We start from the raw sequence: 16765 nt of genomic DNA on the forward strand, positions 1-16765 counted from the left end.
CAATGATTGTAACGTTTTTTTAGGCTGGAGCACCTTAAAACTGGCAGTTAAACTATCTGACAAATTATCTCTTCGTGGATCCGGCCGGACATGGAATTGAAAGCAACTTCACTGGGCAAACGCCTGGCGCAACATCCTTATGACAAGGTTGTCCTTCTTAATGCAGGCGTCAAAGTCTCTGGCGAGCGTCACGAATACCTCATTCCGTTTAACCAGCTTTTAGCTATCCACTGCAAGCGCGGGCTGGTGTGGGGCGAGCTGGAGTTTGTTCTGCCTGCTGAAAAAGTGGTGCGCCTGCACGGCACCGAGTGGGCCGAAACCCAGCGTTTTCACCACCATCTGAATACCCGCTGGCGTCAGTGGAGCGAAGAGATGAGCAACGTCGCCGCGCAGGTTTTGCAGCAGGTCGTGGATGACATTGCGCAAAGCAGCGAGCAGAAAAAATGGCTCACGCGCCAGCAAACCGCAGGCCTACAGCAAAAAATTAAGCAGGCGCTAACCGCGCTGCCGCTGCCGGTGAGCCGTCTTGAGGAATTTGAGAACTGCCGCGAAGCGTGGCGGCAGTGCCAGGCGTGGCTTACGGATATCGATCAAAGCCGTCTGGCCCACAATCAGGCGTGGACCGACGCCATGCTGACGCAATACGCTGATTTCTTCAGCCAGATTGAATCCTCACCGCTGAACCCTGCCCAGGCGCGGGCGGTGGTCAACGGCGAGCAGTCGCTTCTGGTGCTGGCGGGGGCGGGAAGCGGCAAAACCTCCGTGCTGGTTGCCCGCGCGGGCTGGCTTCTGACTACCGGTGCTGCCGCGCCGGATCAGATTTTACTCCTGGCGTTTGGCCGCAAGGCTGCGCAGGAAATGGACGAGCGAATTCAGGCGCGCCTGCATACCCAGGACATCACCGCCCGAACCTTTCACGCCCTTGCGCTGCACATCATCCAGCAGGGGAGCAAAAAGATCCCGGCCATCAGCAGGCTTGAAAACGACACCCAGGCGCGCCAGTCGCTGTTTATCAAAACCTGGCAGCAGCAGTGCAGCGAGAAAAAAGCGCAGGCGAAGGGCTGGCGGCAGTGGCTTGAAGAGGAGCTGAACTGGGAAGTGCCTGAGGGCAGCTTCTGGCAGGATGAAAAGTTCGCGCGCCGCCTCGGCTCACGCCTTGACCGCTGGGTCAGCCTGATGCGCATGCACGGCGGCACGCAGGCGGAGATGATTGAAAGCGCGCCGGAAGAGATCCAGTCGCTGTTTTCAAAGCGGGTCAAGCTGATGGCACCGATGCTGAAAGCGTGGAAAACGGCGTTGAAAGAAGAGAATGCGGTCGATTTTTCCGGGCTGATCCACCAGGCCATTATCATTCTCGAAAAAGGGCGGTTTGTCAGTCCCTGGAAGCACATTCTGGTGGATGAGTTTCAGGATATCTCGCCCCAGCGCGCCGCGCTGCTGTCGGCCCTGCGTGCGCAAAATAAACATACGTCGCTCTTTGCGGTGGGGGATGACTGGCAGGCAATCTACCGCTTCAGCGGGGCGCAGCTCTCATTGACCACCGCTTTCCACGCGTATTTTGGCGAAGGCGATCGCAGCGATCTGGACACCACCTACCGCTTCAACTCGCGGATCGGTGAAATCGCCAACCGCTTTATTCAGCAAAACCCGCATCAGCTGGCCAAGCCGCTTAACAGCCTGACGACCGGGGATAAAAAAGCGGTGACGCTGATGTCGGAAGATCAGCTTGAGCCGCTGCTGGACAAGCTGAGCGGTTACGCGAAACCGGACGAGCGCATTCTGGTGCTGGCGCGATATCACCACCTCAAACCGGCGGCGCTGGAAAAAGCCGCGACCCGCTGGCCAAAGCTCCAGCTTGATTTTATGACTATCCACGCCAGTAAGGGCCAGCAGGCGGATTACGCGATCGTGGTGGGGCTAAAGGAGGGCAGCGATGGCTTCCCGGCGCCCGCACGCGAGTCGGTGATGGAGCAGGCGTTACTGCCGGTACCGGAAGATTTCCCGGATGCTGAAGAGCGCCGTTTGCTGTACGTGGCGATCACCCGCGCGCGGCATCGCGTCTGGCTGCTGTTCAATAAAGAGGCGCCGTCCGTGTTTGTCGATATTCTGAAGAGTATGGATGTGCCGGTGGCGAGGAAGCCGTAGGGGAATGGCCGGGTGGCGGCGTCGCCTGACCCGGCCTGCAAAAAGCTACTTCAGCCGCTCAGCAAGATAGCGCTGATAGTCCGGGATCAAAATATCCACCGGGGCGCTGAACTGCGGGGAGGCAATAATAAAGTCGGCGGTGGACAGGTTAGTCGCTACCGGAATATTCCACACCGTTGCCAGACGCAGCAGCGCTTTTACATCCGGGTCGTGCGGTACGGCGTTCAGCGGATCCCAGAAGAAAATCAGCACATCAATTTTCCCTTCCGAAATCTGCGCCCCGACCTGCTGATCGCCACCCATCGGGCCGCTCAGCATGGCATTGACCTCCAGGCCGGTTTCGCGCTGGATGAGGTTGCCGGTCGTGCCCGTCGCAGAGAGCCTGTGCTGTTCCAGCACGGACCGATGATGACGAACCCAGTTCAGCAGCATCTGTTTGCAGTGATCGTGCGCTACGAGAGCAATATGTTTGCGCGCAGGAAGCGTGCGTGTTGTCAGTTCCATAATCTTTCCCGTCAGGTTAACTGGCTACAAGATGACTGGAAGCGCCTGATGCTGCAAGAGAAAGGGCGTAAAAATGTGTATTACGACGAGGGCTGCTGCTTTGCCCATTGCAGGAACCGCGCGCGCGTATCCGGGTCGGCCTGCTGAAACCAGAATTTCAGCCGCTGCTCGGTGAGCGTCTGGGACTGCGGAGGAATGACGTCCAGCTCGGACACGCCCGACAGCAGCGTGCTGTCATCCGCCATCATGGTGGCGAACTGCGGCAGCGAGGCGCGTTTGCCCGCTTTGTTGTAGATTTCGGTATCCGCTTCATAGTTAACGCCGTTCGGCGTGGTGGTGATGGCGAGGATATCCAGCTTCACCGGGATGCTCATGGCATCGCCGTCCAGCAGCTCCATGCGCGGGGCCGATTCAAACGCCTGCGCCTCTTTTTCCGTTTCCAGCCGGGGCAGGCTAAAATTTACCTGGCTAATCCGCTGCGTATTAAAGCTGACGACAAGCGGCGGCGAGATGTACATACGCTGTTCGTGGTTGGCGACCCGGATTGTCTTTTCCACGCGAAACACCACCTGATGCGGCCCGTTGTCCAGCTCAATGCTGTCTGCACCCCGCAGCAGCGAACTGGAGACTTTTTTACCGTCCAGCACCAGCAGATCGATATCGGTGGAGAGCCGTAGCGTAGTCGCAAAGACGCAAACCGGCATAACGAGTGCGATGACAGCGGAGGCAAGGCCGGTTTTCATAGGGTGCTCCTGTCTAAAAGACGTTCCCAATAATGTATCTAAATTTTTCGATAATCACGTTTACTAACATATAGACATATTCTGCGATTTTGCCCTCATACATCTGTATGGGTTGGATGGTTGAGCGGGCGGCTTTGACGTACACTTTAAAAAAAGCCTGGAGGAAGATTATGAAAGAGAACGAGATTGCTGACATTCTGACATCGACCCGAACCATCGCGCTGGTGGGGGCGAGCGACAAGCCCGACCGCCCAAGCTATCGGGTGATGAAATATCTTCTCGATCAGGGCTATCACGTGATCCCCGTATCGCCAAAAGTGGCCGGGAAAACGCTGCTCGGACAGCAGGGGTATGGAACCCTGGCCGAGGTGCCGGAAAAAGTGGATATGGTGGATGTGTTCCGTAATTCCGAAGCGGCCTGGGGCGTCGCCCAGGAGGCTATCGCGATTGGTGCGAAAACGCTGTGGTTGCAGCTTGGCGTGATCAACGAACAGGCCGCGGTGCTGGCGCGCGAGGCGGGGCTGAACGTGGTGATGGACCGATGCCCGGCGATTGATATTCCCCGACTGGGGCTGGCGAAATAATAAAAAAGCCCGGTAGCGATACCGGGCTTTTTTCATCTGCTAGTTCCGCAAGCGCGGAGCCTGGAGCTGTTTACGGATAGTCTGGGCAAGCTCATCCAGCGTGGGCTGTTCAGGATGCTCATCCTGAAGTTCTCCGCTAAGCTGCGCTTCGGCAAGATAGGTATGAACAGGCTGCCCATCATCACCTTCCATCACCACGTGATACCACGGGGTCGCGCGAAGCTCCGCATCAACCGCCAGCTCGTCTGCTGATGGCTCATCAAGCGAATATTCCGGGTCGATATCCACGACCACGCCCAGATACCCAAGTAAGGTGTGGCGGACCTGCTGGCCGATACCGAATTTGCTGGCAATCATAGTCACCTCCCGGGAAACATTACATACACCTTATGTGTGGGCAATATTTCTCATTTCAAGTTACATGACGCGACAGGCAAACCCTTTCAGATACAGCCCTTCCGGGTAGGTAGCGCTCACCGGATGATCGGCGGCCTGACGGAACTGCTCTATAAATTGTACATCACGCCCGGCATCTATAGCGGCGTCGGCGATGATTTTCTGAAATAAATCTGTGGTCATCAGGCCGGAGCAGGAGAAGGTCAGCAGGACGCCGCCGGGGTTCAGCAGCTGGATCGCCAGCATGTTGATATCCTTATAGCCACGGCAGGCGCCCATCAGCTGGCTTTTGTTCTCCACGAACTTCGGCGGATCCATCACGATGACGTCGAACTTTTCGCCCTGGTCACGGTATTTGCGCAGCAGCTTGAACACGTCGTCGCGGATGAATTCCGCTTTGCTCAGATCCAGCTTGTTCAGCTCAACGTTCTGCTTCGCCACGTCCAGCGCTTCCTGAGAAGTATCAACGCTGACTACCTGAGCGCAGCCGCCCATCAGCGCGGACACCGCGAAGCCGCCGGTATAGGAGAAGCAGTTCAGCACGCGCTTGTCCGCCACGTACTGGCGGGTCGCCAGACGGCTGTCGCGCTGATCGAGGTAGTAACCCGTTTTGTGGCCGCCCTGAATATCCACCAGCAGCTTCATGCCGTGTTCTTCGATAGGCAGCAGGGCAGGTGGAAGCTCGCCGGTAACAGGACCTTGCGTCAGCTCCAGCCCCTCTTTCTTACGTACCGCCACGTCGCTGCGATCGTAGATTGCGCATTCCGGGAAGCAGGTTTGCAGGGCGCTGATTAACGCCGCGCGCTGATATTCCGCCCCGGCGCTTAACAGCTGGAGCACCAGGAAGTTGCCGAAGCGATCGATCGTTACGCCCGGCATCCCGTCGGATTCACCGGCAATCAGTCGATAGCTGTCCAGCCCGTCGCGTTTTGCGAGCCACTCGCGCCACTGCTGCGCCTGCTGCAAACGGCGGGTAAAGAAGTCGATATCAACAGTCTCGTCTTTATCGAAGGTCCAGACGCGCGCGCGGATCTGGGAGGCCGGCGAGTATGCGCCGCGCGCTAACCATTTCCCCTGATGGTCAACGATATCGATGGTTTCACCGAGGCTGGCTTTGCCTTCCATACGGGCAACGGCGCCGGAAAAGACCCAGGGATGGCGGCGCAATAATGACTTCTCGCGCCCTTTGGCTAACACTAAACGTACACTCATAATTTGCTATTCTGTCGATTCCAATAAAATGGCCGCCATTTTCCCGAGTTCAGTGGGGAAATGCAACGCGCCAGACGGATAAGGAGAAGGAAGATGTCAAAAGTCTGCACTATCGCCTGGGTTCACGGCATCGTTCAGGGCGTGGGATTTCGCTACAGCACGCAGCGCGAAGCCCTTCAGCTTGGGCTGACGGGATATGCGAAGAATATGGACGACGGCAGCGTCGAGGTGGTGGCCTGCGGGGAGGCAGAAAAGGTTGATGCGCTGGTGGCGTGGCTGAAGGCGGGCGGACCGCGCAGCGCCCGGGTGGATAAGGTCTTAACGCAACCGCATCAACCCGGCCGGGAAATGACGAAGTTTGATATTCGCTATTAAATGCATTTTACCGGTTTCGGCAGACCCGCGATTTTCGTCGCCTGTTTTGCCGGGCCTTTCGGGAACAGGCGATAGAGATAACGGCTGTTGCCTTTCTCTTCGCCGAACGTGTTCGCCATCGCCTTGACCAGCATGCGGATAGCCGGAGAGGTGTTAAATTCGAGGTAGAATTCGCGCACGAAACGCACCACTTCCCAGTGCTCGGGGGAGAGGGTAATGCCTTCGTTTTCGGCAATTTTCTCCGCCAGCGGTTCGCTCCAGAGGGTGGTGTCTTTCAGATAGCCGTCGCTATCGGTCTCAATTTCCTGGCCTGCAAAAATGAACATAGTGCTCTGTCGATGAAGTAAAAACCGCCCCCAGTGTAGCAAATAAGGGGCGGCGTGAGAAACCTCGACCTACAGGAGCAGCTGTAGCAGGTTGCTGGCGTTGAGCTTCTTCAGCGCATTGCATTTATGGGTGGAAACCTGTTTCTCAGACATCTGCGTGGCGATCGCTATGTGGCGTACAGGCAGACCGGTAAGCATGAGATCGAGCACGTTGAACTCATGATCGGTAAGGCAGCAGTCAAGGCTTCGAATGCGGCGGGGCTCTTTTATCAGCAGATAGGCCGCATCCGCCACGGCGATCCGGTCATCGAGGATATAAAGGGTTAACGCCCCGAAACGCTTGCGTAAATGGGTCGCCAGCGCCCACCCCTTTTCGTTGCACACCAGATAAAGGCTTCCGTTCCAGCGGGCGGCCTCCAGCCTGAGCAAAATGGCGATCAGCGCCTGATGCGTGGCCGCCACGGAAAAGCGGCAGCGGACGACAATCACGCGACGGGTAAGCAGCGAGGGCTGCCACCGTACGGTGTCGCTTTGCACCTCCAGCTGAACGCCCCGACGCAGCAGCGCATAGCGCAGCCCTTCGGCGTAAAATCGATTATTGTCGAGAATGGCGTAACTCACGGTAACCTCGTTATAACGTGCTGGGCGTATAGATAACGCGCAGCGTGCCGGTATAGTCGCCCGCGTTTTTGCTGCTGGCGGCAAACGCGGGGGTTTTCAGGATAATGGGCGCAGGAATGCACAGCACGCTCTCGCGTCCGCCGGGCAGCACAACCTGGCGCAGATACTGCGGATCGTTGGTGCCTTGCCAGACCAGGGTTTTGCCGTTCGCGACGGTCTCGGTTGCGCCCGTAACGGGATGGGTGACGAGCACCTGATAATCAAGACGATCCCGCGCGTCGGTCTGGCTGCCCCCGCGTCGGCGGATAGAAAACGCGCCGTCGGCACGATCCGCAGACGGGAGTCCGTCATCCTCAAATCGAAGATAGGCACGGGTGCTGGTGCTGTTTTTACCGTCGTACAGGCACATATCCAGCGTGTTTTCCCCCTGGATCTCGCTGCCACCCGGGCGTCCCGGGAAGTTGGTCAGGTTGAGGTTCACGATCGGCGTGGAGTGCGGAAAGGCCGGCAGATAAATCTGCTGGTTACCCGGATCGACCACCTCAATGCGAATATTTGCCTGCCAGCTGGCGATGGAGAGATAGCCGGGGCAGCCCACATTCACGTTATTAAAGTCCCCGCCGCAGTCGGCGCTTCCCCACTGACGCAGGTTTTGCTTGAGCGTGGCGGTCCAGATCCCCGGCAGGGTGAGCTTGTCCAGTTCGCTCTTCACGATGTAGTAATCGAAGTAGGGCTCTCTGTTCCAGGCGGCGATATCCCCCGTTCCCCCCGTCACGAAGCTGGCAAAGGTAAACACTTTGCCGTTGATAAACATGTAGTGGTCGCCATACACCTTGATATCCACCGTCCTGGCGGTGAGGGCGTGCGTAAAACGTAACGTGATGGCGTAGGGCGAAGCCGGGTTCGCCGAGAACCAGACCGGCGCGGTCATGCAGGCCCCGTTAGCGGTGTCCGTGCGGGACAGACAGGTTAGGGTATTACGTCCCCACTTTTGCGGATCGGCGAGGTCATAGCCGCTCGGTTCATGAAACCAGATATCAAAACGCGCGGGCGGTGCCGTGCGATCGAAGCTGATCCCTGCGCTGGTGTTTCTTCCCGCAGGAGCGCCCGCCAGCGTCTGGCCTGCCCACAGGCTTAAGATCAGTAAAATAAAGAAGCTCGTCTTCACATCATTTCCCTTTCGTGAGGTTATCGGCGTTCATGGCGGTCGGGCCTGTCGCAACCGTTCGTCTGGCTAGCATCAGCTGCGCCTGCTGCTGGACGGCATCCGGCAAGGCGGAGAAGGTGAGTTCCCGGCACGGGATCGCGCCCACGTAACGCACGACGTCGCGCATGCTCTTCACGTTCAGCGCGCACTGATAAAACTGCTCCTGACGCACCAGGTAGAGGCTATGCAGCAGGGCGTCGCTTTGGGCGCTAAAGCCGCCGTTGCCCAGATCGCTCCAGCCGTTCACGTTCAGCGGCACGCCGCCGATAAACGGTGAATGGTCCTGGTCGGTTAACTGGCCGAGCCAGGTGTAGCTTGCGGTGGTTTGCACGTCCCGGCGCAGCAGTTTGCCCGGCACCATAAACAGCGTTCTGCTGCCCGAACCCTGCGTGATTTCACTGCTGGCCCCGCGCGACACGTCCAGCGATTCGTTTATCGTCAAGGTCGTCTGCTGGTAGCCCGGCACGGCAAAGAGGGCGCGGCTGTTCCCCGGAACGTTCGCGCTGCCGCCGTTATCCAGCGACACCGCGACGCCCGGATCCTGAGTCTCTTCCGGTGTAGCAACCTTCACCGCGACGGCTGAAGCCGGGCGGCCGTCGCTCCAGCGGCCCAGCCACAGGCCAGAGCGCGACAGCGCAAGGGTCGAGCTGTAGTTGCCGCTGCTGCTCAGGGTGTGGCGGCTGTCCTGACGATCCCAGGCATCGCTCACGGTGAGGCTGCCGTTGCCATATCGTCCGCCCTGGCGCGTATAGGCGGAGGTATTCAGCGAATCGCTGTTGATGCCCGACGCGCTCAGGCCGTACTCATTTTCACCGCGCGCATCGGCGTACCAGTTGCGCGCCACGCTGTAGCTCATCTGATTCTTTTCACGCTGCTGGTGCTGCCAGGTTGCCCCCATCGAGGTGTAGCTGGACGCATCGCCCTGACGGTTATGCGCCATGGACAGGCTTACGCTGAGATATCCGCCTTTATCCTTGCCCGCGCGAGAGTCATCGTCGCGCATGAACAGGTTGATGCTGCTGTTAATGTTCAGGCCACGGGTGCTAAACGCATTGCTCAGCCCACCCTGCCACGCACGCGTGCGGGAGCGGGTCACGTAGACCGACTCCCACGGCAGGCCCGCGTCGTGGCGATCGTCGCTGTCCGGGAGCGCCCGGCGAGAAACGTAACGCCCTTCGTTGCGGTTATCCGAATACCCGAGGCTCGCATACCATGAGCCGACGGGGACGGAGAACATCACCGAGAGGGTGCGATAGCAGCCGTTCACGGCGTCAAACCCCGCGCTTCGGGTATTGCAGTTTTCCGCTGAAAGCGCGTTGCGATAGAGGCTCAGCGAGAAGCCGTCGTTATAGCTGATTTGCTGAATATTGCCGCGCTGGCCTTCGCTGCCGTAGAGGTAGCTAAAGCGGGTGCTCAGCACGCCGTCGATCGGGCCCGCGTTAAAGCCCCGGCTCCAGTCGAGCGCATTTTCCAGGAAACGCTGGCTTTTCTTTATCGTTGCGCCGCTGGTCAGCGCCAGCGTTGGGGTGACGGGCAGGCGCACGCCCGCCTGCGCTACCGCGCTGCGCGCGTCGTTTTGATCGCTGTTGTCGGTTTCGCCCGCCTGGAGGAACCACTCGACGCGGTCGAAGGGGGTTATTCCGGTACGGGTAAACGGCACCTGCTCGGTGCGCGTCAGGCGGTTATTTTCATAGATGGAGAGCGTCACGGTGTAGCTCCCGTCCGGGAACGCGCGCGTGTCCAGGGTTTGCGCCCCGGCATTCAGGTAAAAGCTGGCAAGCAGCTGGTCGCCGCGACGGGCGTCGATACGCGCGTCGTGAGAAAGCAGCACGGTGATGGGCGTTCCCTTCGACTGCTGAACCGGGTTAATCCACGCCCTTGTCGAACCGGTGCGCAGACCGCGAATTTTGCCCAGCGGCAGCTGGCTGAGGTTGATATTGCCCCCGGCGTTGCTGAACAGATCGCGGGTGTCCATCTCACCAAGCTGAACGTAGTACTGACGCAGGATATCCTGGCGGAACCAGGCGTTGTTGACGGTGACGTCCTGCTGCTGCTGGTGTTTAGAACGCTGCCCCAGCCAGATCCAGTCGAGGTTCAGATAGCCGTCCTGGGTCAGCGCCAGCGCGCCGTTGCCCTGCACGGTGGCTGACTGGTAATCCCTGTCGGCCACGAAATTGATATTCTGCTGATGGACGAGGGCATTTTCGGTGTCCTGCGTTGGCTGATACCACTGCTTTTCCTCAGTGGGTTTCGGCAGGAATTTCCTGTTCAAAAACAGGCTAATGCGGGCGTTATTTTCGTCATAAATAATGGCCGCGCGATCGGTATCAATGTAGTCGCATCCCGTGGCGGAGCCGTTGCTGCTACAGGCCAGGTTGCCGTTACGGGCAAGCGGAACGGCCAGCGCGGCAGACACGGTGGCAATCAGCGCGGGATCGTCATTAAACCGGCGCTTGATGGCCGCTATCACGGTTTCAGGTGCGACAAAGCTGACCGTTTCAAGGGTAATATCCGTTTCAAAAAGGCCAAGCGACTCGCCGTAGAGGTTCACCTCTGTCCAGAGGCGCTGCGTTTTCGCCAGATCTTCAAAACCCGGCGGGACGGCCATCCCGGCACAGGCGAGTTGGATGGATGCGGGTAGCAAAGCAACAAAGAGGAGAGTATTTCTGTGAAACGCCATGAACGAGCCTCGACATCATCCTGACGTCAGAGGGTGGGCACCCTCTGACGTTCTTCCTTAGGTGCTGGGGTGTTACGCACCGCCTTCCGTGGTAGTCGCCTGCGTCAGCATCAGGCTGACTACGCCGCTGTACTGACCGGTTTTCAGAATGCCTTTGGTGGTCTGAGAAATGGTCAGAGGCAGTACCGCTGAACCGTTTTCAATGCTTCCCGGGAACAGTTCGGTGCCGGTGTATTCAACATCGGCGGTGGACAGGGTTTTATCGCCCAGCTTCACCGTCATTGGGATGGTTTCAGCGCCGTCGGTGTTCGCCAGCTTAGCTGCGCTAACAAGACGGACCTTCACGTTGCTGGTGGCGGAGTTAGACCATACCTTGGTATTCAGACGGTAGCTTTCCAGACCGCGACCCGGCAGGTACTGCATATCGATGCTTGCCGGCAGCGGCGTGTTATCGGCCTGAGTCATATCCAGCTGTGAATCCACGCTGGCATTAACGGTAATATCTTTTTGAATCGCCAGCGCGCTAACGGACGTGGTCATCGCGGCAACAATCATCAGGGGTTTAAAATACTTACGCATTGGTATCTCCATATTTACAAATGAGCGCCTTGGCTCTTTAAACAAACCCAGTGGGTTTTTAGTGACGCCGTGTTATTGCACGACGGGTAAATCAGCTTCTTCAGCGGTTTTATTCACCCAGTTGAAGTAGCGAAATTTATATTTCTGGCTATGTATATTTGTAAGCGTTTTTAATTTCCGTTCGGTGTCCGGATAAATCGTCGCGTCTTCTTTAATCCATTTACACGACGCGTCGGCATTACACATTCCAATTTCCCTGAGCGGCACCCGCAGCGTGCCGCTGTTTTTTAGCGTCCCTTTGAGAGGATCTATTGACAGCGACACCACGCTTTTTTCCGGAGCGAGGTGGACCAGCGCTCCCCAAATGACGTTGACGCCCAGCGTAGCCGTTGCAGCCGGCGTTTCCGCCCTGCCGGGAATAATGCTGTCAGGCTGCTTTACACCTTCAAAATAGACGCGCCAGGTGGTCTCTTTTTCCGGTGGCGTGAGCGAAACCAGCCGAACCACGCGCATTGCGCCTGCCGCAAGGGCAAATTTTTCGGGCGTGACGACGACGCCACCTTCTTTCCACGAGGCCACATCAATCTCTTTTTCCTGGGCCGTGCCGGAATTAAGAATTTTCTTTTGCCTCACCCGAATGAACTGAATATCATCGGTTTTTGAAGCCACCTTAATTTGCGCTGCACCGGATCTGTCCACATTCAGCTCCATGGGGTACACGCTCATATTGGCCATTGTCATTTCTGAGAAAAATGGCAATGACAGCGCGGCAACATAAAAGGCGGTTTTCATGTTCACTCTATTTTTTTGTTTCACGTTAAGTCTGCCTGCTCTGAATTTATCGGCGGTGCGTTAACACCAGGATACCGTCTGCTTTCGTATCGCTTCAGGGCAGGGAAACTTTAACCAGAACAGCGGTTTGTGAAAATTTGTATTAATTAACTAGCAAGATACAGTTTTTTATCCTGCCTTTCTGGCTTTAAGGTTGTATAGTTAAGCGAAAATACCGCGACCAGGGATGGAAAGAAAATTCCTTCTGATGAAAAAATAAGCAGATCAGGGGGTGGTTTTCATGTCGATATACCAGGGATTAAAAAAACATGCGGTAACAGCCGAGAATAAAAGATGTTCTTTATATGCAATAATTCGTTGTTATTCGATCCTGAAGCACATGCAATAAGTCTTGTGGGGCAACCTGAATCTGTATTAACGCTTTCGGCGCCGGCCGTTCGGCTTTTGCAAGAATTTATTAAACACCGAGGACGCAACCTGAGCCGGGAGGAATTGATCACTCGCGTGTGGGAAGAATTCGGCTTTACGCCGTCGGGAAATAACCTCAATAAAGCGGTTAGCGAATTACGTAAACACTTCCAGGCGCTGGGAGAGGGGCACGAATTTATCGTGACCGTGCCCCGGTTTGGATTCCGCTTTGAAGCCGAGGTTATTTTCCAGCCCACGGAGAACGCTTCTCCTGCCGTTTCGACACCGACGCCAGAGCCAGCGATGGAACAGCCGACAGGCTATAAACGGTTATCCAAAAAGTGGTGGCTGGTTTTAGCGATATTCACCCTGTTGGCCATGCTGGTTAGCCTCTATTTTAGCCGACAGCTTGAAATAACCGTGCCTGCGAGGCTAAAGCCCGTTCAGGAAAAAATAGCCGGCTGCCGCTTCTGGTTGATTAACGATCATGGCCGACCGCTGGTGCTGTCGAAAATGGCCGAGCGGCTAAAGCAAAATGACGTGGCCTGCGATCGTGAGGAGTACAACGTTTATTATTTTAGCGCCCATTTTTCGCTGGCCGCGGCCGATGAGGTGTTTATCGGTGCCTGTCCGGTAAATGAAACCAGCCTGTGTAAAACCATTCGCTACAAAAGCGGGGCAGAAGAATGAAAATTAAGCTTCTGTTCGGTATGGCGGGTGCGATAGTCGGCGGCGCGGTTGTGCTCTTCATCTGTACTGGCGGAGTCTATAAACGCGATGCGCTGGCCTGTAGCACCGAGTTTAATTTTACCCGCAATGAAGGAAAGCAGAATGAAGTGAAGGTCAACGCCGTTGCCCAGTTCTATTTTCATCGCAACGGGACCGGCGTGACGACCTACAAGGGAGCGGCAAAGTATGAGGGCCGGAACCTGATTGTTGACAGGGATATCGATTTTACGTGGGCGCGACGGGACGATGATAAGGTGATCGTGTTGAGCTACACCAAAACCTGGCGTCGGCACAACGACAACACGCCTGATGCCCAGTGGGGAAGCTTTGCCTGGCCAACCGCCCGCTACTATCTGACGATAGCGGAACTCTCGCCTTCCGTGTGGCTGATTCAGGACCGGCATTATCCCACCTATATTTGCCGGGGTGAGTAGGGCATAAAAAAAGGAGAATGCCGGGGGCATTCTCCTTTTTATTTCAGCAGGTCTGCTTAGTCGCGGCTTGCGAAGCCCAGGATGCTCAGCAGGCTGACGAAAATGTTGTACAGCGACACATACAGGCTCACGGTAGCGCGGATGTAGTTAGTCTCGCCGCCGCGAATGATGTTGCTGGTTTCAAACAGGATTGCGCCAGATGAAATCAGGATGAACACCGCGCTGATTGCCAGGTGCAGGGCAGGCAGCTGAAGGAAGATGTTCGCCACCATACCGACCAGCACCACCACGATACCCGCCATCAGCATGCCGCCGAGGAAGGACATGTCCTTACGCGTGGTCAGCACGTAGGCCGAGCAGCAGAAGAACACAAGCGCCGTACCGCCCAGCGCCATACCGATAAGGTCACCCATACCGGCAGACAGATAGGCGTTCAGGATTGGCCCCAGGATATAGCCCAGGAAGCCGGTGAAGGCGAACGCAGACAGAATACCGACCGGTTTATCCGCCGTTTTGTAGGTCAGGAACATCAGTCCGTACATGCCCACCAGCGTCAGGATAAGGCCCGGAGAAGGCAGCATCAGAACGGTGCTGGCGGTTGCGGTAATAGCAGAAAACGCCAGCGTCAGGCTGAGCATGAAATAGGTATTGCGCAGCACCTTGTGGGTGCTGAGTAGCGATGTGCGGTCGCGTGAAGAACTAATAATACGATCCATGAGTCACTCTCTTATGACAGATGTAATTAGCGGCAAGCATAGGAAAAGGCGCGTCAGTTACAAAGTGGTTTTACCCATCTTTACTCATCCCCTTCGCGCTGAAGGTGGTTGTTTCTTCTGCATAAATCTCGTTGAGCAGAATGAACCTCGTTTTAACGGGTTTGTTCAGATCAACCTCTTATAGGTTACTGAAAAATATTGCGTTATTACAATCAGAACGCTAAGAGTAAACACGGATGGTCCTAAAACAAACTATAAGGCGAAGGAAATGACACCACAATCACGCACGCGCTTTACGCTTTCTTTGTTAACCGCAGGCATCCTGTGCGCAAGCACGACGGCCTGGGCTGCAACGGTGCCGGCAGGGACTGTGCTTGCAGAGAAACAGGAGCTGGTCAGGAACAACGGTAATGAACCCGCGTCGCTGGATCCGCATAAGGTGGAAAGCGATGTCGAATTCAATATTATCAGCGATTTATTCGAAGGGCTGGTGAATGTATCCCCGAAGGGCGACATCGAACCGCGCCTGGCAGAGAAGTGGGAAAACAAAGACAACACCGTCTGGACGTTCCACCTGCGCCCGGGCATTACCTGGAGCGACGGTACGGCGATAACCGCTCAGGACGTAGTATGGAGCTGGCAGCGCCTGGTGGATCCTAAAACGGCATCCCCTTACGCCAGCTATCCGGGCAATATGCATATCGTCAATGCGGCCGATATCGCACAGGGCAAGCAGGCGCCCGATACGCTGGGGGTAAAAGCCCTGAACGACACCACGCTTGAAGTGACGCTCACCCAGCCCAACGCCGCGTTCCTTGCCATGCTGGCGCACCCGTCGCTAGTGCCCGTCGATAAAGTATTAATCGGCAAATTCGCTGAGAAGTGGACCAAGCCGGAGCATATCGTGACCAGCGGGGCCTACACGCTTTCGCAGTGGGTCGTCAACGAGCGCATCGTCGCCGAGCGCAATCCGCGCTACTGGGATAACGCGCATACGGTGATCAACAAGGTGACCTATCTGCCGATCACCTCCGAAGCGGCAGAGGTGAACCGCTACAAAGCGGGCGAGATCGATATCGTCTATACCGTGCCGATTAATCAGTTTGCCCAGCTGAAGAAAACCATGGGCAGCGAGCTGGATGTCTCCCCGCAGCTGGCGACCTACTATTACGAATTCAACACCACCCGCCCGCCGTTTAACGACGTGCGCGTGCGTAAGGCGCTCAACATGGCGCTTGATAAAGACATCATTGCCGAAAAAGTGCTGGGGCAGGGGCAGCGCCCGGCGTGGCTGATAAGTCAGCCGGAAATTGGCGGCGTGACGCTAAAAACGCCGGACTACGCCAGCTGGCCGATGGATAAACGCATTGCCGAAGCGAAAAAACTGCTGGAAGAGGCCGGGTTTAACGCCGGTCATCCGCTGAGCTTCAACCTGCTCTATAACACCTCCGAATCGCACCAGCGCATTGCGATTGCCGCCAGCTCCATGTGGAAGAAAAACCTCGGCGTGGAAGCGAAGCTGCAAAATCAGGAGTGGAAAACGATGCTGGACACCATGCACACCCACAATTTTGATGCGGTGCGCTACGCCTGGATCGCCGACTACGACGATGCGGCGACCTTCCTGAACAACTTCCGTACCGGCGACAGCGAAAACACCAGCCAGTACAGCAACCCGGAATACGACCAGGCGCTGGTGGATGCGGCCAAAGCGAAAACAACCGAGGAGCGCGGCAAGTATTACCAGAAGGCCGAAGATCTACTGGGACGCGATGTTCCGGCGATCCCGGTCTATCACTACGTTCGCACGCATCTGGTGAAGCCGTGGGTGGGCGGTTTTACGCCGGATAAGCTGGGGTACTACTACACCAAAGATATGTACATCAAAAAACATTGAGCCAGAGAGCAGCGTTTTGCGCTGGCAAAATAGCCAATCTGCTGTTGTTTCAACCGACTAACCGCATTTTGGCTGTTTTTCAGGCAAACAAATTATTTGCCTCTTTACAGGGCGCAAGCGGATGTTTATAGTGCGCCTCACTTAGGAAGCGTGGCCGAGCGGTTGAAGGCACCGGTCTTGAAAACCGGCGACCCGAAAGGGTTCTAGAGTTCGAATCTCTACGCTTCCGCCAAATTCGAAACCCTGCGATAGCAATATCGCAGGGTTTTTTGCTTTTATCGCGTCCAGAATGCGGCAGATGAAATTTAGAAAAATTCCTGCTTTACAAGGCGCTAATAGATGTTTATAGTGCGCCTCACTTTGGAAGCGTGGCCGAGCGGTTGAAGGCACCGGTCTTGAAAACCGGCGACCCGAAAG

Annotated in this window: 17 protein-coding genes and 1 tRNA gene; 7 read left to right on the plus strand and 11 right to left on the minus strand. The window is 56.5% G+C overall.

Going from position 1 to position 16765, the window contains the following annotated elements; genetic code table 11:
• Window positions 1-90: 90 nt before the first annotated feature.
• Complete coding sequence (gene helD, locus ACSVHP_RS09735; protein WP_447551784.1) at window positions 91-2145, plus strand: DNA helicase IV; 2055 nt, start codon at window positions 91-93, stop codon at window positions 2143-2145.
• Window positions 2146-2190: 45 nt separating this feature from the next.
• Here helD and mgsA read toward each other — a convergent pair whose 3' ends face one another.
• Window positions 2191-2649, minus strand: coding sequence for a methylglyoxal synthase (gene mgsA / locus ACSVHP_RS09740; protein WP_234673937.1), 459 nt, complete (start codon window positions 2647-2649; stop codon window positions 2191-2193).
• Between the two features lie 80 nt (window positions 2650-2729).
• Entirely contained in the window at window positions 2730-3392 is a 663-nt protein-coding gene (csgI, locus tag ACSVHP_RS09745; RefSeq protein ID WP_234673936.1) for a curli synthesis inhibitor, read from the minus strand.
• Window positions 3393-3562: 170 nt separating this feature from the next.
• Here csgI and ACSVHP_RS09750 point away from each other — a divergent pair, with 170 nt between their 5' ends.
• The gene (locus ACSVHP_RS09750) at window positions 3563-3976 is read left to right on the plus strand and encodes a CoA-binding protein (protein WP_417314304.1); all 414 of its coding nucleotides are present in this window, start codon (window positions 3563-3565) and stop codon (window positions 3974-3976) included.
• Window positions 3977-4015: 39 nt separating this feature from the next.
• Here ACSVHP_RS09750 and hspQ read toward each other — a convergent pair whose 3' ends face one another.
• Together hspQ and rlmI are read right to left on the minus strand one after the other, a co-directional pair.
• Window positions 4016-4333, minus strand: coding sequence for a heat shock protein HspQ (hspQ, locus tag ACSVHP_RS09755; RefSeq protein ID WP_447551785.1), 318 nt, complete (start codon window positions 4331-4333; stop codon window positions 4016-4018).
• A 60-nt stretch (window positions 4334-4393) separates the two neighbouring features.
• Window positions 4394-5584, minus strand: a complete 1191-nt coding sequence (gene rlmI / locus ACSVHP_RS09760; protein WP_447551786.1) for a 23S rRNA (cytosine(1962)-C(5))-methyltransferase RlmI — start codon at window positions 5582-5584, stop codon at window positions 4394-4396.
• 93 nt (window positions 5585-5677) lie between these two features.
• On the opposite strand from rlmI, the gene yccX reads away from it, so the two are divergent.
• Window positions 5678-5959, plus strand: coding sequence for an acylphosphatase (yccX, locus tag ACSVHP_RS09765; protein ID WP_234673932.1), 282 nt, complete (start codon window positions 5678-5680; stop codon window positions 5957-5959).
• Here yccX and tusE read toward each other — a convergent pair.
• From tusE to ACSVHP_RS09795, 6 genes are all read right to left on the minus strand, one after another.
• The gene (tusE, locus tag ACSVHP_RS09770; RefSeq protein WP_234673931.1) at window positions 5956-6285 is read right to left on the minus strand and encodes a sulfurtransferase TusE; all 330 of its coding nucleotides are present in this window, start codon (window positions 6283-6285) and stop codon (window positions 5956-5958) included. The genes yccX and tusE overlap by 4 nt on opposite strands.
• 69 nt (window positions 6286-6354) lie before the next feature.
• Complete coding sequence (locus ACSVHP_RS09775) at window positions 6355-6906, minus strand: helix-turn-helix transcriptional regulator (RefSeq protein ID WP_447551787.1); 552 nt, start codon at window positions 6904-6906, stop codon at window positions 6355-6357.
• Window positions 6907-6916: 10 nt separating this feature from the next.
• Window positions 6917-8074, minus strand: coding sequence for a CfaE/CblD family pilus tip adhesin (locus ACSVHP_RS09780; protein WP_447551788.1), 1158 nt, complete (start codon window positions 8072-8074; stop codon window positions 6917-6919).
• A 1-nt stretch (window position 8075) separates the two neighbouring features.
• Window positions 8076-10793, minus strand: coding sequence for a TcfC E-set like domain-containing protein (locus ACSVHP_RS09785; RefSeq protein WP_447551789.1), 2718 nt, complete (start codon window positions 10791-10793; stop codon window positions 8076-8078).
• Between the two features lie 72 nt (window positions 10794-10865).
• Window positions 10866-11372 carry a CS1 type fimbrial major subunit gene (locus ACSVHP_RS09790; RefSeq protein ID WP_234673927.1) on the minus strand — a complete coding sequence of 169 codons (507 nt, stop codon included), beginning with the start codon at window positions 11370-11372 and terminating at the stop codon, window positions 10866-10868.
• A 72-nt stretch (window positions 11373-11444) separates the two neighbouring features.
• The gene (locus ACSVHP_RS09795) at window positions 11445-12188 is read right to left on the minus strand and encodes a hypothetical protein (protein ID WP_447551790.1); all 744 of its coding nucleotides are present in this window, start codon (window positions 12186-12188) and stop codon (window positions 11445-11447) included.
• A gap of 309 nt (window positions 12189-12497) precedes the next feature.
• On the opposite strand from ACSVHP_RS09795, the gene ACSVHP_RS09800 reads away from it, so the two are divergent.
• Together ACSVHP_RS09800 and ACSVHP_RS09805 are read left to right on the plus strand one after the other, a co-directional pair.
• Window positions 12498-13262: a winged helix-turn-helix domain-containing protein gene (locus ACSVHP_RS09800; protein ID WP_447551791.1), complete on the plus strand. Its 765-nt coding sequence runs from the start codon at window positions 12498-12500 to the stop codon at window positions 13260-13262.
• Window positions 13259-13735, plus strand: a complete 477-nt coding sequence (locus tag ACSVHP_RS09805; protein ID WP_447551792.1) for a hypothetical protein — start codon at window positions 13259-13261, stop codon at window positions 13733-13735. Before ACSVHP_RS09800 ends, ACSVHP_RS09805 begins: the two co-directional genes overlap by 4 nt.
• Before the next feature lie 56 nt (window positions 13736-13791).
• Here the strand turns inward: ACSVHP_RS09805 and yccA are convergent, their stop codons facing one another.
• A complete protein-coding gene (yccA, locus tag ACSVHP_RS09810; RefSeq protein ID WP_234673923.1) occupies window positions 13792-14451 on the minus strand; it encodes an FtsH protease modulator YccA in 660 nt (219 codons plus the stop codon).
• 268 nt (window positions 14452-14719) lie between these two features.
• Between yccA and ACSVHP_RS09815 the strand changes: the two genes are divergently transcribed.
• Together ACSVHP_RS09815 and ACSVHP_RS09820 are read left to right on the plus strand one after the other, a co-directional pair.
• Window positions 14720-16348, plus strand: a complete 1629-nt coding sequence (locus ACSVHP_RS09815) for an ABC transporter substrate-binding protein (RefSeq protein ID WP_447551793.1) — start codon at window positions 14720-14722, stop codon at window positions 16346-16348.
• 144 nt (window positions 16349-16492) lie between these two features.
• Window positions 16493-16580 (plus strand) — tRNA-Ser (locus tag ACSVHP_RS09820).
• Window positions 16581-16765 lie beyond the last annotated feature (185 nt).

Source organism: Enterobacter sp. 186315 (genome assembly GCF_053290175.1).